The following is a 22045-nucleotide window of genomic DNA, read 5'->3' as shown; positions in this document are numbered from 1 at the left end:
TCGCCGAAGGCATTAAATCTCTTCTGGCGCCACGTCACAGCCGCCGGGGCCATGGCCCTTGCGAGACGCGGTTGCAGGTAGTATCTCAACCGCATGAAAAAGATATTCGACATCGACGACCGCTCTCGCCTTCCTTGGCGGTTCTTCGGTGCGTCCCTGTCGGTGCTCGCGCACCTATGACAGGCTCTGGCCTGCCGATAGTCAATCCATTCTGACAATATGGGAGAGGACCTATGTCCCCCAAGACGCTCTATGACAAGATCTGGGATGCCCACCTCGTTCACGAGGCCGATGATGGCACCTGCCTTCTTTATATTGACCGCCACCTCGTGCATGAGGTGACCAGCCCGCAGGCCTTCGAGGGGCTGCGCATGACGGGCCGCACCGTGCGCGCGCCTGAACGCACGATTGCGGTGCCGGACCACAATGTGCCGACCACACTGGACCGTGCCAAGGGGATCGAAAACCCCGAGAGCAAGATTCAGGTCGAGGCGCTGGACAAGAACGCCGCCGATTTTGGCATCCACTACTATCCCGTCTCCGACATCCGCCAGGGCATTGTGCATATCGTCGGCCCCGAGCAGGGCTGGACCTTGCCCGGCATGACGGTCGTGTGCGGCGATAGCCACACCGCGACGCATGGCGCCTTTGGTGCGCTGGCGCATGGAATCGGTACGTCGGAGGTCGAACATGTGCTGGCCACCCAGACGCTGATCCAGCGCAAGGGCAAGAACATGAAGGTCGAGATCACCGGCAAGCTGGCGCCGGGCGTCACCGCCAAGGATATCACCCTCAGTGTTATCGGGCATACCGGGACCGCCGGCGGCACCGGCTATGTCATCGAGTATTGCGGCGAGGCCATTCGCGAACTATCGATGGAAGGGCGTATGACCGTCTGCAACATGGCGATCGAGGGCGGCGCACGCGCCGGTCTGATCGCGCCGGACGAGAAGACGTTTGAATACTGCATGGGTCGCCCCCACGCCCCCAAAGGCGCGCAGTGGGAGGCCGCACTGGCCTGGTGGAAAACGCTCTATTCGGACGACGATGCGCATTGGGACAAGGTCGTGACGCTGAAGGGCGAGGATATCGCGCCCGTCGTAACTTGGGGCACCAGCCCCGAGGACGTGCTGCCGATCACCGCGAATGTCCCCGCGCCCGGTGATTTTACCGGCGGCAAAGTCGACGCGGCCAAGCGGTCGCTGGACTACATGGGCCTGACCGCAGGTATGCCGCTGAGCGAGGTCGAGATCGACACCGTCTTTATCGGCTCCTGCACGAATGGCCGGATCGAGGATCTGCGCGCCGTCGCGGCGATCCTGAAGGGCAAGAAGATCAAGGAGGGCCTGCGCGCCATGATCGTTCCAGGCTCGGGCCTTGTCCGGGCGCAGGCCGAGGAAGAGGGGCTGGCCGATATTTTCATCGAGGCGGGCTTCGAGTGGCGCCTTGCCGGTTGCTCCATGTGCCTGGCGATGAACCCCGATCAACTAAGCCCGGGCGAGCGCTGCGCCGCGACATCGAACCGCAATTTCGAGGGCCGTCAGGGCCGGGGCGGGCGCACACACCTGATGAGTCCCGCCATGGCAGCGGCGGCGGCAGTGACCGGCCGACTGACAGACGTAAGGGAGATGATGTGATGGAAAAGTTCACCAAGATCAGCGGAATTGCCGCTCCCATGCCGATGATCAACATCGATACCGACATGATCATCCCCAAGCAGTTCCTCAAGACGATCAAGCGGTCGGGCCTTGGCGTCAACCTGTTCGACGAAATGCGCTATGATGATGACGGGGGCGAGATCCCTGATTTCGTGCTGAACAAACCCGCCTATCGCGACGCCGAGATCCTTGTCGCGGGCGACAATTTCGGCTGTGGGTCCAGCCGCGAACATGCGCCTTGGGCGATCAAGGATTTTGGTATCCGCTGCGTGATCGCGCCCAGCTTTGCCGATATTTTCCACAACAACTGTTTCAAGAACGGCATCCTGCCTATCGCCCTGCCGCAGGAGCAGATCGATATCCTGATGGCCGAGGCCGAGAAAGGCGCGAATGCCCGGATCGAAGTGGATCTGGAGGCGCAGACCGTCACGACATCCGAAGGGGAGGTGATTTCGTTCGACGTTGACGCCTTCAAGAAGCACTGCCTGCTGGAGGGCCTTGACGATATCGGTCTGACCATGGAAAAGGCCACGGCCATCGACACATTCGAATCCAGCGTTGGCGCCACGCGCCCTTGGGTCTGAGTCAATCTGCCCGGGCCATCCGCCCGGGCAGATTTTGCCAATTAGAGGCATATGGCGGCCGGGCAACCATATGTCGTAGTCGGTACATTCACTGCCAAATCAGCCGCCGAAGTTGATGCAATCGCGCACCAGTCACTGTCCCTTGTCGTGCTGGATTGATGGTGAGACGCCACAAATTCTTGAGACATTTTCCAAAACAAGGCAAGATTAAGGCCTAATTGAGGCATACCGCCATAAGTGCGGGATCAGTTTGGAACAACGGCGCGGCATCGTATCGCGGCAGGCCAAGTTGAAGGGAGCGGGCAGTGATAGCTCAGCTATTCAGCGCGTCAGTGCGCGCAATTCTTGTGGCCATTTTGGTGGTTCTGCCGTCGCTCCTGCTGACGTCGGGCGCGCAGGATACCAGCCCGATCATGATCCTGATCGCGTTCATCGCTGGGCTACTGGTGTTTGTCGAATATACGGCCCAATCGCCCAGTATTCTGGAGTTTCGGTTCGCCGCGCCCTACAATCGCATCAAGTTTACGGGCATCGCGGTATCGGTCCTCAGCCTGTCGATCATCGCACGGGGCGGGGACGATCCGGGATCGCTCGCCGTTCTTTTGGGGGAGTTGGGCGGGGCGGCGCGCGCTGCATTGGATTTTCCATATTCGCCGGTACGGTTGGTCATGATGCTGGTGCCGGTGCATGCGCCGCCGGGGTTTTCCGATTTCGCCGAGATGGCGGCTGGACTCTGCTATGGGGTCTCCTTGGTCATGCTGGTGGTTTTCGTGCTGATCGTGCGGCTGTTGGGCTGGCCTGCGCGGCACGGGGCGTTCAATGTCTGGATGAACCTGCCGCATTTTGATCCGACCGGCGGTGCTGATGTCGTGCAAAAGCTCAATCGCGAGGCTTTGGTTAATGTTTCCTTAGGATTTGCGATGCCATTCTTGCTTCCGGTCCTTGTCGCGGTTTTGGCGGGGGTGCTGGAGTCCGGCAAGGTGCTGGATTCCAAAATGCTGATCTGGATCATTTGCGCATGGGCCTTCATTCCTGCCGGTCTGGTCATGCGGGGCGTTGCGATGCACCGCGTGGCCGAATTGATTGCCGCAAAGCGGCGGCGCGCCTATGCAAAGGCAGAGGACGCGTTGCAAATCGTCTAGGCGCGCTGTGCCTTGTCTGGCTGTGCCTGGTGTATCCGGCATGGGCTGACACGCTGCGAATTGCGACATGGAACGCCGAGCTGTCACGCGACGGGCCGGGCCTGCTGTTGCGCGATATCCTGCGCGGCGACGATCCGCAGGCCGAGGCCGTGGCGCAGATCATCGCCCGCGTCGCGCCCGATATCCTGCTGCTTCAGAACGTCGACTACGATATGGAATTGCGCGCCCTGACCGCGCTGCGCGATCTGATTGCGGCGCAGGGCTTGCGCTATGGCACCGTCTTTGCGCGGTTGCCGAACACGGGCATGGCGACGGGCCACGATATGGACGGTGACGGGCGGTTGGGCGAACCGGAGGATGCGCAGGGGTATGGTGCGTTTTCAGGGCAGGGCGGCATGGCGATCCTGTCGCGCTATCCGGTCGATACGGATCGCGTGCAGGATATGAGCGGCATTTTGTGGCGCGACCTGCCGCAGGCAATGCTGCCGGTTGTCGATGGCGCGCCGTTTCCTTCGGAACAGGCGCAGAATGTGCTGCGCTTGGCGGATGTGGCGCAGTGGGCTGTGCCGGTGCTGCATGACAGCGGGCGAATCACGCTGCTGGCCTTTCACGCCAATGCGCCGGTGTTTGACGGGCCGGAGGATCGCAACGGGCGCCGCAATCACGATCAGCTGCGGTTCTGGCAGTACTATCTTGATGGCGCGTTTGGCCCGGCGCCGGACGGGCGGTTCGTCCTGCTGGGGCATGCCAATCAGGACCCGCACAAGAGCGAGGGGATAAAGGCCGGCATCAGGGGGCTTCTGGGCGATCTGCGCCTGTCGGACCCGGTGCCCTTGCGCGATAGCGTCCCGCCCGGCACGCCGCCGGAGGCGACGGTGGAATGGCCGCGCGTCGCGCCGCCGCAGATGCGCGTCAGTTATGTTCTGCCGTCGCGGGACTGGAGGATCTCGGCGTCGGGGGTGCATTGGCCGATGGCAGGCGAAGCCGCGCGGATTTCGCAGGCCGCCAGTCGGCACCGGATGGTCTGGGTGGATCTACAGATCGACTGACCTGCTATATCCATTTTGCCATCGGGGGCAGGGACATCAGCACGGCATCGGGGTCATGCCCGGAGGCCAGGCCAAACTTCGTGCCGCGATCATAGACCAGATTATATTCTGCATAGAGTCCCCGATGGATCAGCTGCGTGTCCTTGTCGGACACTGTCCATGGCTGGATGCGGCGCGCCTCGATCAGCGGGACAAACGCGGGCAGGAACGCGCGGCCGATGTCCTGCGTGAGGGCAAAATCCGCCTCCCAATCGCCGGAGTTCTGATCGTCCATGAAGATGCCGCCGACACCCCGCGCGCGCTGGCGGTGGGGGATATAGAAATACTCGTCTGCCCACGCCTTGAGGCGGGGGTAATGGTCGGCGCCGTGCGGGTCCAGATGCAGCCTTTGCTGATCGTGGAAATGCGCCGTATCATCGGTGTATTCAATGCAGGGGTTCAGATCGGAGCCGCCACCAAACCACCACGCATGGGGCGTCCAGAACATGCGGGTGTTCATGTGAACGGCGGGGCAATGCGGGTTTTGCATATGCGCGACCAGACTGATCCCGCTGGCCCAGAAGCTGGGGTCGTCGTCCATTCCCGGCACGCCGCGCGCGGCCATCGCCTTTTGCGCGGCGGGGCCGAGCTGGCCATAGACTTCGGACACGTTGACGCCGACCTTTTCAAAGACGCGGCCGTCGCGCATCACGCTCATCAGGCCGCCGCCGGCGTCGCTGCCATCCTCGGCGGTGCGCTTGGTGTCGCTTAGCTCGAACCGACCGGGGGCGGCATCGACGAGCGGGCCGGTGTCGTGACTGTCCTCCAGCGCTTCGAACGCGGTGACAATCTGATCGCGCAACGTGCGGAACCAACTGGCGGCGCGGTCCTTTCGGGGTGTGAAATCGTCGCTCATCAGGTGCCTCGCTGGGTGCCTTGGGGGGTCAATGCGCCGATGACTCGACCGGATCGACCAGGGACCGCCCGCCGTCCAGCGTCAGGATCTGCCCTGTCATGAACCCGGCCCCGTCACTGGCGAGGAACTGAACAGCCTCGACCAGTTCGCTGGGCGACGCGATGCGGCCCAGCGGCGTGTGCTGTTCGATATCGGTGCGGTAGTCGCCGTGATCCTTGAGCGTTTCCTGCAAGGACCGGCTCATTACCGAGCCGAAGGCCAGCGCGTTGACCCGAATCCGGTAGGGGGCCAGCGCGACCGCCAGCGAGCGGGTCATCTGATCGACCGCAGCCGAGGATATGGCGTAGCCCAGCAGTTCGGAATGCGCCCGCCCTGCCGCGATGGACGACAGATTGATGATGGCGCCGCCTGCGGGCTCCTCAAGGCCTTCGGATTGCTTGATCATGCGCTTGGCGACCAGCTGGCTCAGGCGTAGGGACGTCATCAGGTTCTGTTCGATCAGCATGTCGACGGCGTCGTCGTCGGGGTTCAGGGGGTCCGATACGCTGACCTGCCGCGCCGCGTTGATCAGGATGTCGATCGAATCAAATGCGTCTATCGTGGCCGAAAGCAGGTTGGCCAGCGTCAGTTTTTCCCGCAAATCGCCCGCAAAATAGCGGATCGGGCCGTCTTCGGGTTGTTCGCCCAGCTGTTCGGTCAGCCCCTCTTCGTCGATGTCTGCGAACATGACGTTCGCGCCCTTGTCGGCCAGATGTCGCCCGATGGCCAGCCCGATGCCGTTGGCGCCGCCGGTGACGATGGCCGTCTTGCCGGAGATTGAATATGACATGTGCGTATCCTCGGAGTGATGCCGCGCCGCGCCCTAGCGCGGCTTGCGCAGGGGCCGCCGCGCGTGCAGCAGTTTGAAACGGGTATTGCCGCCGGGCGCCTCGGCCACGTCGGCAAAGTGGATCGCCAGCGTCCGTTCGTAAGGCAGGTGGCGGTTGGCGACCATCCAGAGCTGGCCGGAGGGTTTCAGCATTTCGGCAGCGGCGGCAATGAAGGCGCGCCCCAGTGCCGGATCGGCGCTGCGCCCGGTGTGGAACGGTGGGTTCATCAGCACGGTATCGGCGCCGGTGTCGGGGCGCCAGCGCAGCGCGTCCTCCCAATGGAGGTGCGCGCGGGTGTCGGTCACGTTCAGGCGGGCGCAGGCCAGCGCGGCATGGTCCGCCTCGATCAGGTCGATGTGCTTGATCGTGTCGCGCTCCAGCGCGCGGCGCGCCAGGTAGCCCCAGCCGGCGCCCAGATCAATCACATGCGCGCCCAGTTTTTCGGGTAGATTATCGGCCAGCGCGCGCGAGGCCGGGTCGATTCCGTCCGCGGAAAACACGCCGGGCGCGGTGACGAACCCCTCGCCGATGTCCTGCGGCGGGCCTTGGTGCCAATCGTCCATCTGGGGCGCGGGGTCCATCCAGAACAGCTTGCCGTGGGCCTTGTTGATCGGGCCGTGGCAGGTGGTGCGCGCGCGGCAGGCCTTGAGCGCCGATTCGATGCCGTCGGTTTTCAGCCCGTCCACGATGATAGGCCCGTCCGTGACGCTTGCCGCGTCGGCGAGCAGGGCGCGGGCCTGGTCCTTGGCGCGGGGCAGGCAGATCAGCGCGACACCATAGCGCCCCTCCGGCGCGGTATTGCAGGCATAGCCGAGTGCGGCAAAGTGATCGCGCGCCGGTTTATTGCCGGTGATGACGTGGCACATATCGGCAGGCAGCGGCGACAGATCGCTGTCCGGCGTCGGGGCGAATACGGCGATTCGTGCAGAGGCCGGAAGGGTCAGACCACCCTCCAGCGCCAGAGATAAGCGGATACCTGTCACGTGTATTCTATTCCCGTTCCATCGTGCATTGCAGCGGATGTTGATGCCGGCGGGCAAAGTCCATGACCTGTGCCACCTTGGTTTCTGCGATCTCGTGGCTGAACACGCCGACGACGGCAACGCCCTTTTTGTGGACGGTCAGCATGATCTCGAAAGATTGCGCACTGGTCATGTTGAAAAACCGTTCCAGCACGGCGATGACAAACTCCATCGGGGTGTAATCGTCGTTCAGCAGCAGCACCTTGTACAGCGGCGGCCGCTTGGTCTTGGGCCGTGTGGCAAGCGCGACCGACGCGTCGGAATCGTCGTCGTCGTTATCGGTCAATGTCCACGGGTGAAGGGTCATGTCGTCCACGTCGTTTAAAGCGAGTTTGTATCTGGCGCTGTATATAGCCTTTACGGTGTTATTTGAAAGGGGGGTGGCGCGGAGCCTGCATGGGCCGCGTTCGCCAATCAGGCCTGGCCCCATCCGTCCGACTGCATTTCGCGCAGGCGGCTGGCCGTGCGTTCGAATTCAAAGGTGCCTTCGCCCTCGACATACAGGAATTCGGGCTTTGCGGCGGCGCTGCAAATCAGTTGCACGCGTGCCTCGTATAGCGCGTCGATCAGGGTGACGAACCGTTTCGCCTCGTTAAAGTTCTGACGGCTGAGCAGCGGAATCTCCTCCAGCACCAGCACGCGCGCGGCCTCTGCCAGTGCCAGATAGTCGGCAGGGCCCAGCATCCGCCCGCACAGGTGATAAAACGTCGCGCGCGCCACGCCATTGTGAAAGGCGGGGATTTCCAGCTGGCGCTTTTGCACGGTCAGGGTATGGGGCTGCGCCTGTCCGTGGGTCAGGCCCTGCCAGATATCTTCGATTTTCTCGCGGGCCGTGAAGTCAACCGGGGTGAAATAGGTCGGGTTGCCGGCGATGCGATCCTGCCGGTAGTCGGTGGGCGAGGTCAGGTGATGCACGACCATGTTCTGCTTCAGCAAATCGATGAACGGCAGGAACAGCTGCCGGTTCAGCCCGTCCTTGTACAGATCGTCCGGCACCCTGTTGGACGTCGTGATGACCACCACTCCGGCATCGAACAGCGCCTGAAACAGGCGCCCGACGATCATCGCATCGGTGATGTCGGTAATCTGCATCTCATCAAAGGCCAGCAGGCGCACATCCTCGGCCACCTTCGTGGCCACCGGCGCGACGGCATCCTGCGCGCCCTTTTGCCGTGCGGCGTGGATGCCCGAGTGGATTTCCTGCATGAAGGCATGAAAATGCACGCGACGATTGGGCACGTCCAGCGAGGCGGCGAACATGTCCATCAGCATGGATTTGCCGCGCCCGACGCCGCCCCACATGTACAGCCCCTTGGGCGAGTCCGGTGACTTGCGAAACCATCCCTTGGGCTGCGCGGCCTCCAGCGCGACGCGAATCCGCTCGAGCTCGGGCAGGACGGCCTCCTGCGCGGGATCGGCGGTCAACGTACCGGCGGCAACCATATCAGCGTAGATGTCTGGCATTGTTTTCATGGCCCAAGGCATAGCCTGCGGGGGATGCGCTGAAAAGCGGTGCGTGCCCTGTCGCTGCAAAAAGCGATTCCAATACCTGAATTGCCCGCTATTACTGCGACCATGACACCTGAGATATTCTTTGCGCTGGTCGCCTTTTGCTTTGTCGGGGTTATCACCCCCGGTCCGAACAACCTGATGCTGATGGCATCGGGCGCCAATTTCGGCTTTCGCCGGACGGTGCCCCATATGTTTGGTGTCGGGCTGGGTATGCCCGTGCTGGTCACACTGGTCGGCGTCGGCGTGATCCGCGTGTTCGAGGCGTTTCCCATCGTGCAGACCGTTCTGACGGTGCTGAGCGTCGTCTATCTGCTGTATCTGGCGTGGAAGATCGCCCACGCCGCGCCGCCCGCGCGCGCCGCCGCCGACCAGACCGGCAAGCCGCTGACATTTCTTCAGGCCGCGGCGTTCCAGTGGGTTAACCCCAAGGCGTGGTTCATGGCGCTGTCAGCGATCACGCTTTATGCCGGCGGGCGCGAACCGTCGGCGATCCTGTGGGTGGCGGGCGCCTATTGCGCGGTGTCGACCATCAGCACCACCAGCTGGACCGCGCTGGGCCAGCAGATGCGCAGACTGCTCAGCACGCCGGTGCGGTTGCGCATTTTCAACTGGACGATGGCGGTGCTTCTGGTCGCGACCATGATCCCTGTGCTATGGCCCGCCTGAAAAGGGCCCGCCATGACACTGACACTTTTGCACACCGCCGAGGCGCATCGCGCCGCGTTCGATGATCTGGCCGTGCGGATCGCACCGGGCGCAGAATTGCGCCACGTCGTGCGACCCGATTGGCTAAGCCGGGCGCAAGACGCGGATGCCAGTGTGCAGGGTGAGATCGCGCAGGCGGTTCGCGCCGCCCCCGGCGCGGTCTTGTGCACCTGCACGACGCTGGGGCCGCTGGCCGAGGGGCTGGGCATCCTGCGGATCGATGCGCCGATGATGGCCAAGGCGGCGCAGGTTGCCGCAGGGGCGCAGGGCGATATCATCATGGCCTATTGCGTGGACAGCACGCTGGTGCCCTCCGCCGCGCTGCTGGATGCGGCGCTGGGGCGCGCGGGTCACAAGGCGCGCGTGCATGCCCTGTCGCTGGCGCAGTTCTGGCCATTGTTCGAGGCCGGGCAGGTGCAGCCGTTCCATGCCGTCATCGCCAGCGCCATCCGCGAAAATCTGAGCGCCGCGCCCGGTGCGGCCTGTATCGTGCTGGCGCAGGCGTCGATGACGGGCGCCGCGCCGCTGCTGTCGGGCATTGGCATCCCGGTGCTGGCCCCGTCCGAACTGGCCCTGCGCGCGGCGCTGGATCTGCCGAACTGATTGCATTTCCGCCTCTGCCCCGCCATATATCGCGGGCACCAACCGGAGCTTTGCGGATGACCCATTACCTCGACTTTGAAAAACCCCTCGCCGAGATCGAGGGCAAGGCCGAAGAGCTGCGCGCGATGGCCCGCGCCGGCGAAGGCGTGGATGTCGAAGAAGAGGCTGCCGCCCTGGACAAGAAGGCCGCGACCATGCTGCGTGATCTCTACAGGGATCTGACGCCGTGGCGCAAATGCCAGGTGGCCCGCCACCCCGAGCGGCCTCATTGCCGCGACTATATCAGGGCGCTGTTTACCGAATATACGCCGCTGGCCGGCGACCGGAACTTTGCCGACGATCACGCCGTCATGGGCGGGCTTGCGCGGCTGAACGACCGCCCGGTCATGGTCATCGGCCATGAGAAGGGCAGCGACACCAAATCCCGCATCGAGCGCAATTTCGGCATGGCCCGCCCCGAAGGCTACCGCAAGGCGATCCGCCTGATGGAAATGGCCGATAAATTCGGCCTGCCCGTCATCACGCTGGTCGACACCCCCGGCGCCTATCCCGGCAAGGGCGCCGAAGAGCGCGGTCAGTCCGAGGCGATCGCACGTTCGACCGAAACCTGCCTGCAAATCGGCGTGCCACTGATCAGCGCCGTGATCGGCGAGGGCGGATCAGGCGGCGCGGTTGCCTTTGCCAGCGCCAACCGCGTGGCGATGCTGGAACATTCGGTATATTCGGTGATCTCGCCCGAGGGCTGCGCGTCGATCCTGTGGAAGGATGCTGAGAAAATGCGCGAGGCCGCCGAGGCGCTACGCCTGACCGCGCAGGATCTGATCAAGCTGGGCGTCGCCGACCGCATTATTGACGAACCGATGGGCGGTGCGCATCGCTCTGCGGGCAGGGCGATGGAAAATGTCGGCAAGGCGCTGGGCGAAATGCTCAAGGAACTGGACGGCAAAAGCCCCAAGGCGCTGATCGCAGACCGCCGCCAGAAATTCCTGGACATGGGCAGCAAGGGTCTGGCCGCCTAAAGCGTTTCGCCTGAAACTTGAGGTGAAACGCCTAGGTTGTCAGCATCCGCAGCCCTTGGGTGACGTCCGACCGCACGGCAAGGCGCAGCGTCGGTTCGTCCCCGGCCTTGAGCGCGCTGATGATGATGCGGTGATAGGGGGGCGGTTCTTTCTGGCGCAGTTTGCCGTACAGCTTGCGCATGGTCGGGCCCAGTTGCAGCCATACCGTTTCGGCCATGGCCAGCATCGCGGGCGCCTGCGCGCGCAGGTATAGCGTGCGGTGAAACTCCAGATTGCGGCGGATATAGGCCACGGCGTCCTGACGCGCGATATCCTCGGCAATCGCGGCGTTGATCGTGGTCAGCCGGTCGATCAGCGCGATATGCGCGCGGGGCAGGGCGCGGCTGGCCAGTTCGACCTCCAGCAGGGACCGCAGGGCGGCCAATTCCTCGATCCGGTCATTGCTCAGCTCCGGGGTGGAAACGCGGCCCGAACTGCTCAGCGTCAGCGCGCCTTCGGCCACCAGCCTGCGCAATGCCTCGCGCGCGGGGGTCATAGACACGTCGTAGTTCTTGCCCACGCCGCGCAGCGTCAGTGATTCGCCCGGGGCCATCTGGCCGTACATGATTCGGCTGCGTAGCCCGCGATAAACGCGGTCATGCGCGGCAGGTGTCGGATCGGGCCGGGGGTTCATCAACATGAAGCTGTTGTGATCACAAACCGCATCCGCGTCAATCAAAGCGGTAGCGGTGCAGCGCCGTTCCGCTGCGGCGCAGCCAGTCGCGATGTGTCTGATAGTCGGGCATCAGGCGCGCGACGATGGCCCAGAAGGCGGATGAGTGATTCATCTGCTCCAGATGCGCGACCTCATGCGCGGCGACATATTCCAGCACCTCGGGCGGCGCCATGATCAGCCGCCACGAATAGCTAAGCCCGGCAGTCGACGAACACGACCCCCAGCGCGAGCGTGTATCGCGCAGCGTGATGCGCGCATAGGGACGCCCCAGCGCAGCCGCATAGCGATCCGACGCTGACGCCAGCCGATCGCGCGCCAGCGTTTTCAGCCACGCCTGCAAGCGCGCGGGATTGCCGCCCGGCACCAGCAGGGTATCGCCCGATGACGTCACCCGCCGCCCAATGCCCGCCTCCAGCCGCAGCATGCGCCCTTCGACCGGCAGGGAGGCGCCCGGCGCCAGGGTCACTTCGGGCGCGCGATCCGCCAGATGCCCGGCCAGCCAATCCTGTTTCGAGCGGGCGAAATCCAGCGCCTCACGCTCGGGCAGACCCTTGGGCAGGGTCAGCGTGACACGCCCATCCAGCGCCGACACGCGCAAGGAAATCCGCCGCGCCTGCGCCGAACGGCGCAGCGTAACTGCGATAGGGGGGTTGCCGGGAAGAATATGCTGGCCCATATGCCTGATCTGTGCTGCAATTGCTCAAAGGCTTTGACACCCTTGCCCTGTTATGGCAGGTGGCGCAGATCGCATGCAAGGCACCATATTTGAAAGGGACGCACATGCCCAAGGAAGAATGGGGCGTCAAGCGCCTGTGCCCGACGACCGGCCAGCGCTTCTACGACCTGAACAAGGACCCGATCGTCAGCCCGTATACCGGCGAAGTGGTCGAGCTGAACATCGGCAAGAGCCGCTCGATCAAGGCCGATGCCGAGGATGCCGAGACCAAGAAGATGAAAGAGGCCAACACCGACGATGACGCGGTGCTGGACGATGATGATGACGTCGACGTGGATCTGGGCGACGACGTGCTGGAGGACGAGGACGACGACGAGGATGTCTCGCTCGACGAGATCGCCGACGTTGCTTCGGACGACGACGACAATTGATATTGCGTGCCGGGCTGGATTTTTTCGCTTGATCCTGCCCGGCGCTTTGCCTAATCAGCACTCAGTGGCCTCATGGGCCGCATCGGGGCCTTAGCTCAGCTGGGAGAGCGCCTGCATGGCATGCAGGAGGTCAGGGGTTCGATCCCCCTAGGCTCCACCATCCCACAATTTAGTGTTGAAAAATCCGCTAACACCTTGAATGGAAAGGTGATTTCGGCGGTTCGATAACCGTTTTCGCGGCTGTACCTGAGCGGCTCTGCAAAGGCCAGTTTAAGCACTGTCCGCTTAAGAGCGAAACTACCCTTTTGATAAATATTCCAAGGGTTTGCAAGAAACGCAAAGGCCGGTTCGATAAATTCCTCTAGGCGTCCGTGCGAAGGCACGCATGCGTCAGCCTGTTCGCTTAATCTCAGCTTCTGCCGCTCCAGCTCATCGATGCGCTTTTCGTAAGCGCTGATTACGGTCGCGCTGCCGGAATCCATGATACGGCCTATCAGCGCTTCAATCTGCTTTTCCGTATCGGCAAGCTGCGCCTCTATGGTGCCGCGCGCGGCCTTGGCCTCAGTGCGCCGCATCTCCCAGATATCAGTGAAGATGGCTTTGGCGAGTTTATAGAGCTGCGTTGCCGGTTGCAGGCTGCTTAGCAGGCTTTCTGCGCCATCCTCGATATCAGCGCGCCGGATCGACTTGCGCTTCGAGTCGCAGTTCGGTGTGTCGCAGAGATAGTAAGCGTAGTGTTGGCTGCGGCCTCTGGACCAGCACGAGGTCATGGGCTGATCGCAATCATCACAGACCACGAAGCCGCGCAGCGGAAAGTCTTCGTTGATGTCCTTGCGGGCTGGCGCATTCGCTGTGCCTTTCAGCTTCGCCTGAATGCGCTCATGGGTGGTAAAGCTGATCAGGGACTCATGATGCCCTTTACGAAGGGTCACGCCCCAACATGGGGCTCCTACCAGCCCAGCATAGGTCGGGCGCTCAAGGATTTCTCTGACCTTGGTGATACGCACGGCTCCAGAGTTGTTGCTTTTCGGGAAATCGGGCTTGGATTCAAAGAACCGCAGAACCTCGCTCTGTGAGCGGAAGTGGCCCGAAGCATAGCCTTCGAGGGCTTCGGCGATAATCGAGGCGACGGGCTCATCACGCACCAGAAGCTTGCCGTGCACGCTGTCGCGCTCATAGCGGTAGCCAACGGGCGCGTTGAAAACGTAATAGCCCTTCTCGACGCGGGCGGTCATCTTCTGGATAACTTGACGGCGGTTTTGCTCGCGCTCTAGCTGGCCTTGTGCGGCGATGATGGTTTCTATGAAGAGGCCTTCGGGCGTATCTTCAAATTTAAAATTGGGACATTCAATGATCGCGCCGCGCGTGGCAAACTCGCGCCGCAGCTTTAGATGGAACTCGGTGTGACGGGCAAAGCGCTTAGGATCATCGAAGATGACTACGTACGGCTTGCCCTTTTGGGCATCCAGATAGGCCAGCATAGCGCGCATGCCGGGGCGCTCCATAAAATCGATCCCTCCCGTAATGTCGTCAGGGAAGACCATCTCGACTTCATAGCCGCGCGCTTCCGCAAACTGGCGGCAGCGGTGCTCTTGGCTTTCGAGGCCGTGGCCTTGCGTCTTTTGCTTCTTGTCCGAGACCCGGCAATAGATCAGAGCGCTGGTGCCTGCTATTGGCTGTTTTGCTGAGTCATGCATGACTTCTCCTTCTCCAGCGGCACCGTAGTCAAGCCGCGTATAAGTTGAATGTTTTTGTCAGGGTATTCAGCCGAGAGCTTACCATATCTCTGCGGTTTGTGGCACTCCCATCCTCTTTTGGGCTGAGTTTTCCACAAGGCTGACCGAACGTTTGTAAGCTAAACCCCAGGTCATAGAAGGCCAAGCCGATGTTCCAGAGCTCCCGAATTATCTGCTCCTTTTGATGTTTACTCAGATTGAGACCATCAACCAGAGCCATGTACTTCTCGACATCGAGATAAACATTCAGTTTCTTGCCATCTTCAATGGCGAAGCCAAGAGCTTTGCCGAGATCAGGCGCATTATCAAAATTATCTTTACTCATAATATCAACTGCCCGTCTGCGCATATTGGCGCGAGGGTGCGCAAAAACGCCGGTTAAACCGTGCCCTTGTTGCTCTTGGTCGTTTGCCCTGAAAGTCAGGTGCTGGTCAGAAGCTTCAAGCGCCTCAGATGCCAGTTCGGAAAAATCGTTTCCTTCACCTACTTTCAGTTTAGCATAATTTATGCGGCCCGCGCAATTTTTGGCGCTGGAAGCCGTCTTAGCAGTTTTCCATTTTCGTGGCATGGTGGCGTTCCCATCATCTTGATTTCGATGATAGAAAGCTGGCCATGCAGCCCTTCGATGTTTGACGCCCATCGCGAAGGCTCCCGGCAGGCAATCGGAAACGAGGCAGAAACCGTCCCTCACATCATGTCGTGATCAGGCAAGAAATATTCCTCGCCACGACTGGAGACATACCAGAGCGGCCTAACGCCTTTTAAATTTACATAACGGTCCGCAATCTGCTCCTTCGTTCCTGTGGAGCCGAGCGGATTGATCTTCAGTTCACGGATAAATTTTCCGGCCTGACTGCGACGGCTTTCCTTCGGCCCATAAAGAAAGCGCTTCTGCCCGAAGATATAGGCAGCGCGATTGACGAAGCTAAACGATGTCAGAGGCGCAAGGCCACGGCGCTCGAAATACATGGTGAGCACTGCGTGGTCGTTTTGCATCTCCTCCCGAAACTCGGCGGCGAACGGGCACTCAGCGCAGGTATCCCTGTAGATGACTTCGCCATAACCTTTGTCGCCGGGGCACTGCCATAAGCAGCGCTTGAGGGTTTCGACGCGCCGCCCGCCCGTCTCAAAGCAGTCGGTCAACAACTCGCGGTGATACTTGAAGAGCTCGAAATCATCCACGAGGCGGTAGGTGATGCGCCGGTAGAGGTTTTTGACGGTTGCCTGCGAAACCTTAGCCGCGCGCGCTGCCTCGTCCGTCGTCGCGCCCACGAAATATGCCCGCACGAGCGCGCGGAATGTGGCCTCGGGGAGCTTTGAGCCTATGCAGTAGCGGTTCTTCATCGCGCGAATATAGCGCATAAAATATGCAGGTAAACAACGGATACTGATGTACTTAATGGATGCATGCTCGCCCCGTAAAGCTCACCTGTATCTGAAAAAATCTGATCTGTGCTCATATCACTCCCAGACGCAATCAAGCGTTCCTGGAAGAAAGAGGACACATGTAGGACGATGCCAAAAACGAAGCCCCAAGAAAGCAACCCCATGATTTCATAGACACGAGAAAGCTAACCCATGTTCCCAACCATCACCGCAAAGGACGACAAGATCACTGTTCTGGCCGATCACCATATTGCCAACCGCCGCCTATACCGCGAGCACATCTGGAAACCCGCCCGCGCCATGCACGAGGAAGTCGGCTCCTTTGCTGCATGGCGGAGGGTTCTGGTCGAGATCGAGGACTTCGATGGTCGGCTTTACTTCCCCGATCAGCGCCCCTTCCGCCATCAGGAAATCTACGAGATGTTCCCCGATGTCGGCAACCGCTGGATGGGGCTCTTCATGGAAACCGCGCCCTGCGGCACTGCGCCCAAACGCTACGCCAGCCCGATTACTTACAACCGCGTGCGGGTGATCGAGCTCTATTGCCGCCTCTACAGCGCCGTTGAGGGCATCGCCGCCTGAGACAACACTGCCGCCCGAAATGAGATAAGCCCCGAAGCGTCTGCCGCGCTTCGGGGCTTTCTTTTTTGGCAATGTCACAGCATCCACCGGAGAAGCGCCCAGAGACTGTAGAGCAAGGCAGGCCAAAGGAATGGGAGCGGCCAGCCGAGCCAGAGCGGAAGAGCTACGATGGCCAGCCAGATCATCCCCCGCGTCAGACGTTCCGGCGCGGCGGGACCGTTTGTGGCGATGCGTGCCGGATCATGGTGACCCCGCGCCAATGAATCTGAAACGTCAGGCAGATCGACTGTCCGCAAGTTAGAGACCTGGCGCACCTGCCAGAGCTTGATGGTGCTCCAGAGCGCGCTGATCAGCAGCGGCACTGGCCCTGCCAGCCCGATGAATTGCGCGAAATACGGATGAAACAGCGGAAGAGCGGCGGTTCCGCTCAGTAAGATCACGAGCGCAGCATAATCTCGGCTTCCGTCTCCGGCGTGACCGGAAGCGAGCCGGTATTGGAGGCGCGTGCTAGTTGATTGAGGTTTGAGGACAGGCGCGAAGACCCGAGCGCGCCGAGGACGCGCCCGAGGGCTTCATGATCCTTGACCGGATACCGCCCACGTTTTTTGCGCGGCGCAGCATCATTCCCGAGCAGTTGCTCACGGATGTACCGCCCAAGCGGCTGGCCTCCGGCCAATTCGTCCAGCTTCGTGCGCTCTTCGAACGTCAGGCGCAACGAGAACGGCGGCGGATACTTGGGCCGTTGATCTTTTGCTAACTTATTGAATTGTTTATCTAAGGTGTTCATCGCCGCACCTCAGATCATCTAGATCATAGGGTGCGAGATGGGTTTCCCATTCCTGTAGAACTTCAAAGAGGTGGTTCGATTCCACTCCCCTTGGGTCCACCATTCCACCTCTGAAAATGGACACATAGATGTTCCATTTTTGACAATGGTTTTTCCATTTTGTTGATGTTGGAGGGCCTGCGTCCCATCCCGGAAATGGCAGCCGGATAGGCGGACTATACTGACGGGTACGTCTTAGATAGTCTGCTGAGAAGCGTCAGATAGTTCTGACTTTTCGCCAGAAGGTTTGTCTCTGACGCGACTAAAACCTGTGAAACGAGCTATCAGCTTCGGCTGACCTTCAACCGGTCGCGAGCGCTTTTACAGATGCCGTACGCCGCGCAGAGGGACAGCAAAGCGCAGAAATCGCCATATGAAAAGTCAAGTTCGCCGGAGGTGGTGTCGGAGTGCGAACGGCCCTCAACAGTCGTTCGTGCCAAACCCATGCTGAAGACGCTAATGACCGACGAACAATGGCCCGTTCGTCGCTAGCTCGATCTTGGTGTCGTTTTTCACAAATAAGTGCAGCAGGCTGTCGCAAGGGGTTCAGTGAGCACCCGCAGCACGGAAGCGGTCGTTCAGACAGATCGCAATGAAAGCCGGGAAAGAGAGCAAATTACCAAAATTCTGCAACGCCCCGAAAGACTGCCATCTCGGAATAGCCAAAAACCTTCAACAATTTCTTGGGCTTTGAATGGGGTTTGTGGCGGCGTCAATCGGGGTGTTTTATGCATGTGCCAAAAACGAGCGTCATTGGCGAACGAGTTATGGCAAGGGGTTTGTGTCCAAAGTGCGGACAAATCGCACTTGGCTGCGCGATCCTCGAAAGTCGCTCGACTGGCCATGCTCCGCGGGATCAGGCTGGCAACATCTCGCAGCGCTTCGGCGGCATCAAGACGGCCCCAAGCAGCAGTCTAAGAAACGGCCTCGACGCGCAGTTCGCCCCGTGGCACGCCTCCAAGGCCGTTCCGAGGGGCGCTGACCCCTCACTCCTGCACCGCCTCCACCGTCCAGAGGGCGTCGCCCTCGCGCACGGTGGTCGGCACCATCACCGGCCGCGACGACGACGCGGCGGGCTCAAGGATCGACACGGCCCCGATCCGGGCGCTGGGGCTGCGCCGGCCCTGCTCCGGCGGGCCAAGCAGGAGGCGCGCGCGGGCGGGGTAGGTCGTCGTCGCGTTGACCGTGTCGCGCCGCGCCCGAGCTTCGGCCAATGGCAAAAGAAACCACGTGCCGCGCTGCGCGACGCGCGGCATCCCCTCCCGCAGGAGGGCCCTTTCCACGCCGTCCACTGGCGGCGCGGACACGCTGAAGGAGCGGATCGGATAGGCCTCCCTCTCCAGATCGTAGGGGCCGAGGGCGAGCGTGCCCGTCACCCACGGCTCCTCGTTCTCATGCGCCGCGGCGAGCGCGCGGGCGGCGGCCAAGGAAGCCTCCGCCGCGTCGAGCCGCGCGAAGACGTCGAGCTGGAACTGCCCCGTCGCCGCCAGCGCGGCATCGATGTGCTCGCCCGGATCGACACCCGCGAGCTCGGCCGCGCGCATCAGATACCAGGATGGTCCCGGCACGAAGAGGCGCGTCGCCGGCGCCGTGGCCGATGCGGCAGGCGCTGGCGCGACCTCGACGGTGCCCGCGACGCGTGGATCACCGGCCACGTCCCGGCCCATCACTTCGAACCGCTCCGGCAGGACGAAGCCCACGAGAGCGGGGCCGGCCTCTCCTTCGGTCTGCCGCAGGTGGCCGATGCGCCCAACCAGCACCGCCGCACCGCCTCCTTCGGCGAGCAGCCCCTCGGGGACCGGACCGCTTTCGACCGAGGCAAGGGGGCGAGGCAGAATTATCATCGCCTCCGGTGCCGGCCCATTGCCCAGCACCTGCGTCCACGCCACCGCCTCCGGGGGGAGACCCATGCGCTGCGCGAGTCGGGCGGCCGCCTCAGCTTCGACGATATAATCCACCAGCCTGAAGCGCTGCGCGCCGTCCCGCTTCTCAACATAGGCGGGGAGGCGCACGGGGTGCCCTTCAAGGCGTTCGGGCGCGAGGCGAAAGGCGGCGGCCGCCTCCTCCGTTTGGGCCGCGTCGAGCAGCGGCGCCGTCTCGATCGCCGCTGCCACGGAGCGGTTGTCGGAAAGGTCGAGGGGTGCGCCGTCCTGCGCCTCGGACGCCTCGGGCACCGCCGCAGCGGCGGCCTCAGCCTCGAAGCTCATCACTCGCTCGCCCGGGCGGCCGGTCCAGCGCAGATCAACCGCGCCCGTCCGAGCCACCCGGACCCGCACAGCAGCGCCGTCATCCCCGCCCGCGCGGGCGACCGTCAGCGTCGCGGGAAAGGTCAGCATCATCGGGCGGATCCGGCCGTCCATCTCGGTGGGCCGAAAGGGCATCTGCGTGATCCAGTTCTCCGCCTCCGCTTGCGTCATGGGCGTCTCGACGGGCACAGCGGCGCCCAGACGATGCTCCACCACGACCTCGACCCCGCGATCGACCGCGCTCAGCGCGCCGATCCCCTCGCATTGGCCGGCATCGATCATGCGGTCCCAGCGCAGCGCGACGCGCTCGAAATCGTAGGCCTGATCGACCGGACGATTGAGTCCACAGAGCATGCGCAGCTCCAGCGGGCCATCGAAGGCTGCGGCCTTGGCCGCGGCCGCGACCTCGGCGGCGATCACCTGGGTTATCCGTCGGCGATCGAAGGTGGTCTCGAGGCTCCCTACCGCGCAGCCCCAGGCCGCGGTTCCTACGGTGGCGGAGCACACGCTGCGCCGCGTTGTATCGGGCGCGGCGAGCGCGAGGCCCGCGTCCCTGATGCGGTCCTGCGCGTCCTGCGGCAGGGCGTCGAAGTGGCGCCGCAGCCGGTCGGGGTCCTCCTCGGCGGCGAGCGTCGCCTCCAGATCATCTGCGGATGCGAAAAGCGTGGTCGCCCGCACGGCCTCCGCGAGCGTCGCCTCGTGGGCGCGGACCGCGGCATCGTCGAGGCCAAGCGCGCGGCCGTCGACCGACCCGGCCCAGACAACCGGTTGTCCCGCCATGCGGACAAGTCCGCCCTCGCCCATCGCGAGGCCTTCGTCGGCGTTGGACGCAACGGCGGCGGCGAGCGAGGTCGGCGCGTCGAAGCGCATCACCGCCTCGGTGGGCCGGCCGCTCCAGCGGATCTCGGCGGGGCCCGTCCGCAGAAGGTTGAGGTCGAGGCGCCAGCGCCCCTGCGCATCGGGCTGGAGGTTGATCCGCGTCAGGTCGATCCGGGCGGGGAACTGAAGCATCATCGGCCGCCGCGGGCCGCCGGCCTCGGCCGGATCCGCCGGCATCGAGCGGATCAGCGTCTCGGCCTCCTCGACCGCCATCGGCGTCGTCACGGAGCGCAGGCCGTCGAGCTCCAGCGTGGCGGTCTGCTGCGCGAGCCGATCGAAGCCATCCACCTTGTCCGTCGGCTCGACCGCGCCGCAGGCCCCGGCATTGACAAGCCGACCCCAGTGGATCGACCCGGTCGGGAAGTCGTAGGCGGCCTCGAAGCGGTTGCCGAGCCCGCAGAGCACCGTGACGTCGAGCGGCCCCTCGAAAGCCTCCGCGCGGGTGGCCGCCACCACCTCGGTGGAGATCGCCTGCGCGACCCGCCGCCGGTCGAAGGTGCTCTCGACGAGTTGCGTGCCGCAGTTCCAGAGCTGCTGCTCGCCCTCTGCAGCAGTACACCGTTCGCGCTGCGCGCCGTTGAACGAGGCGAGCGTGAGCGCGAGGTCCCGCACCCGCCGCTGCGCTTGCGCGTCGAGGATCCGGAACATGGGCCAGAGACGGGCGGGCTCGGTCTCGGTGGCGAGCGCGGCCTCGAGGTCGTCCACGCCCCTCACGAGCGCGGTGAGGTAGAGACGCCGGCCGAGCGCCCGCTCGTGCGCGTCCACCACTGCGGCGTCGAACCCGAGCGCCGTGCCGTCCATCGTGCCCGACCAGAGCGCCACGCGCCCGTCAATCATCACGAGGCCCTTCGTATTCGGCGCCGCCGTTGCCGCCGCGCCCGCAGGCGACGCGGTGCCCGATGCCACGGATGCGGGGGCGGGCGGAAGCGGTCGCGCGCAGAATGCAGCGAGCCGGTCGAGCGCGTCGCGCGAGCCCGTCAGCGCGACGGCGATCGTCGCACCCGTGGTCGCCTCTTCGAGCGCGAGGCGACCGCCTACCTTCATCGCATCGACGATGGGATGGTCCAGGGGGAGGTTCGTCGCCACGCGGCCCTCGGGCGCGATCAAGATGGCGGGTGCCTGACCCAGCGAGCGCCCGTCGACTGAAACGGCGACCGTGAACGTCCGTTCGCCCGGCGCGCCGACGTCGCCCGACGCGACAAGCGCGGCAGGCGCGATGAGTAGGTTGAGGACGCCTGGCTCGTGAGCGCGGATGGATTCGCCCGGATAGGCGGCCGGTATTGCGCCCGGCCGGGTGCAGGCGAGTGTCAGGGGCGGGGTGCCGGCACCCGGTGCCGCCGCGACACCGCGCCAGCCGTGCGGGTCGGTGTGGAAGGACCAAGCCGCGATCGACGGCGCCGGCTCCACCGCGTCGGCGGCATTGGGCGGCGCGGGCGGGGCGGCGCCAAAGCCGGGCATGGTCGGCGCTGTGGTGGCGGGCATGGCGGGCGCGGCGCGGGGGGTGGGGCGA

At 63.3% G+C, this 22045-nt stretch carries 21 protein-coding genes, 1 tRNA gene and 1 pseudogene; 10 read left to right on the top strand and 13 right to left on the bottom strand.

Going from position 1 to position 22045, the window contains the following annotated elements; genetic code table 11:
• The first annotated feature begins 233 nt into the window (after positions 1–233).
• From leuC to FGD77_RS06915, 4 genes are all read left to right on the top strand, one after another.
• Positions 234–1637, top strand: coding sequence for a 3-isopropylmalate dehydratase large subunit (gene leuC, locus FGD77_RS06930; protein WP_255007778.1), 1404 nt, complete (start codon positions 234–236; stop codon positions 1635–1637).
• Positions 1637–2242: a 3-isopropylmalate dehydratase small subunit gene (gene leuD / locus FGD77_RS06925; protein WP_255007777.1), complete on the top strand. Its 606-nt coding sequence runs from the start codon at positions 1637–1639 to the stop codon at positions 2240–2242. Before leuC ends, leuD begins: the two co-directional genes overlap by 1 nt.
• Before the next feature lie 305 nt (positions 2243–2547).
• Positions 2548–3384, top strand: a complete 837-nt coding sequence (locus FGD77_RS06920; protein ID WP_255007776.1) for a hypothetical protein — start codon at positions 2548–2550, stop codon at positions 3382–3384.
• Positions 3385–3413: 29 nt separating this feature from the next.
• The gene (locus FGD77_RS06915; RefSeq protein WP_255007773.1) at positions 3414–4433 is read left to right on the top strand and encodes an endonuclease/exonuclease/phosphatase family protein; all 1020 of its coding nucleotides are present in this window, start codon (positions 3414–3416) and stop codon (positions 4431–4433) included.
• 4 nt (positions 4434–4437) lie between these two features.
• Here FGD77_RS06915 and hemF read toward each other — a convergent pair whose 3' ends face one another.
• The 5 genes from hemF to zapE all read right to left on the bottom strand — a co-directional run bounded on the left by hemF (position 4438) and on the right by zapE (position 8692).
• The gene (gene hemF / locus FGD77_RS06910) at positions 4438–5328 is read right to left on the bottom strand and encodes an oxygen-dependent coproporphyrinogen oxidase (RefSeq protein ID WP_255007772.1); all 891 of its coding nucleotides are present in this window, start codon (positions 5326–5328) and stop codon (positions 4438–4440) included.
• Positions 5329–5356: 28 nt separating this feature from the next.
• Entirely contained in the window at positions 5357–6157 is an 801-nt protein-coding gene (locus FGD77_RS06905) for an SDR family NAD(P)-dependent oxidoreductase (RefSeq protein WP_255007771.1), read from the bottom strand.
• A 33-nt stretch (positions 6158–6190) separates the two neighbouring features.
• Positions 6191–7180, bottom strand: a complete 990-nt coding sequence (locus FGD77_RS06900) for a methyltransferase (protein ID WP_255007770.1) — start codon at positions 7178–7180, stop codon at positions 6191–6193.
• 7 nt (positions 7181–7187) lie between these two features.
• Positions 7188–7526, bottom strand: coding sequence for an ATP-dependent Clp protease adapter ClpS (gene clpS / locus FGD77_RS06895; RefSeq protein ID WP_255007769.1), 339 nt, complete (start codon positions 7524–7526; stop codon positions 7188–7190).
• A gap of 107 nt (positions 7527–7633) precedes the next feature.
• Positions 7634–8692 (bottom strand): cell division protein ZapE, encoded by a 1059-nt coding sequence (gene zapE, locus FGD77_RS06890; RefSeq protein ID WP_255007768.1) that lies wholly within the window; start codon positions 8690–8692, stop codon positions 7634–7636.
• Positions 8693–8794: 102 nt separating this feature from the next.
• Here zapE and FGD77_RS06885 point away from each other — a divergent pair, with 102 nt between their 5' ends.
• From FGD77_RS06885 to FGD77_RS06875, 3 genes are read left to right on the top strand one after another with little or no spacing between them, the layout of a single operon-like run.
• Positions 8795–9397 carry a LysE family translocator gene (locus FGD77_RS06885; RefSeq protein ID WP_255007759.1) on the top strand — a complete coding sequence of 201 codons (603 nt, stop codon included), beginning with the start codon at positions 8795–8797 and terminating at the stop codon, positions 9395–9397.
• A 12-nt stretch (positions 9398–9409) separates the two neighbouring features.
• A complete protein-coding gene (locus tag FGD77_RS06880) occupies positions 9410–10039 on the top strand; it encodes a hypothetical protein (RefSeq protein ID WP_255007757.1) in 630 nt (209 codons plus the stop codon).
• Positions 10040–10095: 56 nt separating this feature from the next.
• The gene (locus tag FGD77_RS06875; RefSeq protein ID WP_255007755.1) at positions 10096–11058 is read left to right on the top strand and encodes an acetyl-CoA carboxylase carboxyltransferase subunit alpha; all 963 of its coding nucleotides are present in this window, start codon (positions 10096–10098) and stop codon (positions 11056–11058) included.
• A 31-nt stretch (positions 11059–11089) separates the two neighbouring features.
• Here the strand turns inward: FGD77_RS06875 and FGD77_RS06870 are convergent, their stop codons facing one another.
• Together FGD77_RS06870 and FGD77_RS06865 are read right to left on the bottom strand one after the other, a co-directional pair.
• Positions 11090–11737: a GntR family transcriptional regulator gene (locus FGD77_RS06870; RefSeq protein WP_303626356.1), complete on the bottom strand. Its 648-nt coding sequence runs from the start codon at positions 11735–11737 to the stop codon at positions 11090–11092.
• Between the two features lie 31 nt (positions 11738–11768).
• Entirely contained in the window at positions 11769–12449 is a 681-nt protein-coding gene (locus tag FGD77_RS06865) for a M48 family metallopeptidase (RefSeq protein WP_255007753.1), read from the bottom strand.
• Positions 12450–12553: 104 nt separating this feature from the next.
• On the opposite strand from FGD77_RS06865, the gene FGD77_RS06860 reads away from it, so the two are divergent.
• On the top strand, positions 12554–12880 hold the full coding sequence (locus FGD77_RS06860; protein WP_255007751.1) for a TIGR02300 family protein: 327 nt from the start codon (positions 12554–12556) through the stop codon (positions 12878–12880).
• 84 nt (positions 12881–12964) lie between these two features.
• Positions 12965–13040: transfer RNA gene (locus FGD77_RS06855), tRNA-Ala, on the top strand.
• A gap of 559 nt (positions 13041–13599) precedes the next feature.
• Here FGD77_RS06855 and FGD77_RS06850 read toward each other — a convergent pair.
• The 3 genes and pseudogenes from FGD77_RS06850 to FGD77_RS06840 form a co-directional block, all read right to left on the bottom strand.
• Positions 13600–14577, bottom strand: a pseudogene (locus FGD77_RS06850) (recombinase family protein); the annotation flags it as partial.
• Between the two features lie 28 nt (positions 14578–14605).
• Positions 14606–15256 carry a hypothetical protein gene (locus tag FGD77_RS06845; protein ID WP_255007748.1) on the bottom strand — a complete coding sequence of 217 codons (651 nt, stop codon included), beginning with the start codon at positions 15254–15256 and terminating at the stop codon, positions 14606–14608.
• A 47-nt stretch (positions 15257–15303) separates the two neighbouring features.
• Entirely contained in the window at positions 15304–15978 is a 675-nt protein-coding gene (locus FGD77_RS06840; protein WP_255007746.1) for a hypothetical protein, read from the bottom strand.
• A gap of 216 nt (positions 15979–16194) precedes the next feature.
• Between FGD77_RS06840 and FGD77_RS06835 the strand changes: the two genes are divergently transcribed.
• Entirely contained in the window at positions 16195–16584 is a 390-nt protein-coding gene (locus FGD77_RS06835; RefSeq protein WP_255007744.1) for a hypothetical protein, read from the top strand.
• Between the two features lie 74 nt (positions 16585–16658).
• On the opposite strand, the gene FGD77_RS06830 is transcribed toward FGD77_RS06835, so the two are convergent.
• The 3 genes from FGD77_RS06830 to FGD77_RS06820 form a co-directional block, all read right to left on the bottom strand.
• A complete protein-coding gene (locus tag FGD77_RS06830) occupies positions 16659–17024 on the bottom strand; it encodes a hypothetical protein (protein WP_255007742.1) in 366 nt (121 codons plus the stop codon).
• Positions 17021–17371, bottom strand: coding sequence for a hypothetical protein (locus tag FGD77_RS06825; RefSeq protein ID WP_255007741.1), 351 nt, complete (start codon positions 17369–17371; stop codon positions 17021–17023). The genes FGD77_RS06830 and FGD77_RS06825 overlap by 4 nt, the downstream gene beginning before the upstream one ends.
• A 1025-nt stretch (positions 17372–18396) precedes the next feature.
• Positions 18397–22017 carry a hypothetical protein gene (locus FGD77_RS06820; RefSeq protein ID WP_255007738.1) on the bottom strand — a complete coding sequence of 1207 codons (3621 nt, stop codon included), beginning with the start codon at positions 22015–22017 and terminating at the stop codon, positions 18397–18399.
• Positions 22018–22045 lie beyond the last annotated feature (28 nt).

Source organism: Roseovarius sp. M141, from assembly GCF_024355225.1.
Lineage (GTDB): Bacteria > Pseudomonadota > Alphaproteobacteria > Rhodobacterales > Rhodobacteraceae > Roseovarius.
This window is presented reverse-complemented; position numbering and strand designations above follow the sequence as displayed.

Excerpts from the sequence above, each read along its gene's own strand:
- FGD77_RS06825 (WP_255007741.1), bottom strand. The coding sequence starts at position 17,371 with ATGAACACCTTAGATAAACAATTCAATAAGTTAGCAAAAGATCAACGG.
- FGD77_RS06860 (WP_255007751.1), top strand. The coding sequence starts at position 12,554 with ATGCCCAAGGAAGAATGGGGCGTCAAGCGCCTGTGCCCGACGACCGGC.
- leuD (WP_255007777.1), top strand. The coding sequence starts at position 1,637 with ATGGAAAAGTTCACCAAGATCAGCGGAATTGCCGCTCCCATGCCGATG.
- FGD77_RS06835 (WP_255007744.1), top strand. The coding sequence starts at position 16,195 with ATGTTCCCAACCATCACCGCAAAGGACGACAAGATCACTGTTCTGGCC.
- FGD77_RS06880 (WP_255007757.1), top strand. The coding sequence starts at position 9,410 with ATGACACTGACACTTTTGCACACCGCCGAGGCGCATCGCGCCGCGTTC.
- FGD77_RS06820 (WP_255007738.1), bottom strand. The coding sequence starts at position 22,017 with ATGCCCGCCACCACAGCGCCGACCATGCCCGGCTTTGGCGCCGCCCCG.
- leuC (WP_255007778.1), top strand. The coding sequence starts at position 234 with ATGTCCCCCAAGACGCTCTATGACAAGATCTGGGATGCCCACCTCGTT.
- FGD77_RS06905 (WP_255007771.1), bottom strand. The coding sequence starts at position 6,157 with ATGTCATATTCAATCTCCGGCAAGACGGCCATCGTCACCGGCGGCGCC.
- hemF (WP_255007772.1), bottom strand. The coding sequence starts at position 5,328 with ATGAGCGACGATTTCACACCCCGAAAGGACCGCGCCGCCAGTTGGTTC.
- FGD77_RS06845 (WP_255007748.1), bottom strand. The coding sequence starts at position 15,256 with ATGGGCGTCAAACATCGAAGGGCTGCATGGCCAGCTTTCTATCATCGA.
- FGD77_RS06865 (WP_255007753.1), bottom strand. The coding sequence starts at position 12,449 with ATGGGCCAGCATATTCTTCCCGGCAACCCCCCTATCGCAGTTACGCTG.
- FGD77_RS06885 (WP_255007759.1), top strand. The coding sequence starts at position 8,795 with ATGACACCTGAGATATTCTTTGCGCTGGTCGCCTTTTGCTTTGTCGGG.
- FGD77_RS06840 (WP_255007746.1), bottom strand. The coding sequence starts at position 15,978 with ATGCGCTATATTCGCGCGATGAAGAACCGCTACTGCATAGGCTCAAAG.
- clpS (WP_255007769.1), bottom strand. The coding sequence starts at position 7,526 with ATGACCCTTCACCCGTGGACATTGACCGATAACGACGACGACGATTCC.
- zapE (WP_255007768.1), bottom strand. The coding sequence starts at position 8,692 with ATGAAAACAATGCCAGACATCTACGCTGATATGGTTGCCGCCGGTACG.
- FGD77_RS06870 (WP_303626356.1), bottom strand. The coding sequence starts at position 11,737 with ATGTTGATGAACCCCCGGCCCGATCCGACACCTGCCGCGCATGACCGC.
- FGD77_RS06875 (WP_255007755.1), top strand. The coding sequence starts at position 10,096 with ATGACCCATTACCTCGACTTTGAAAAACCCCTCGCCGAGATCGAGGGC.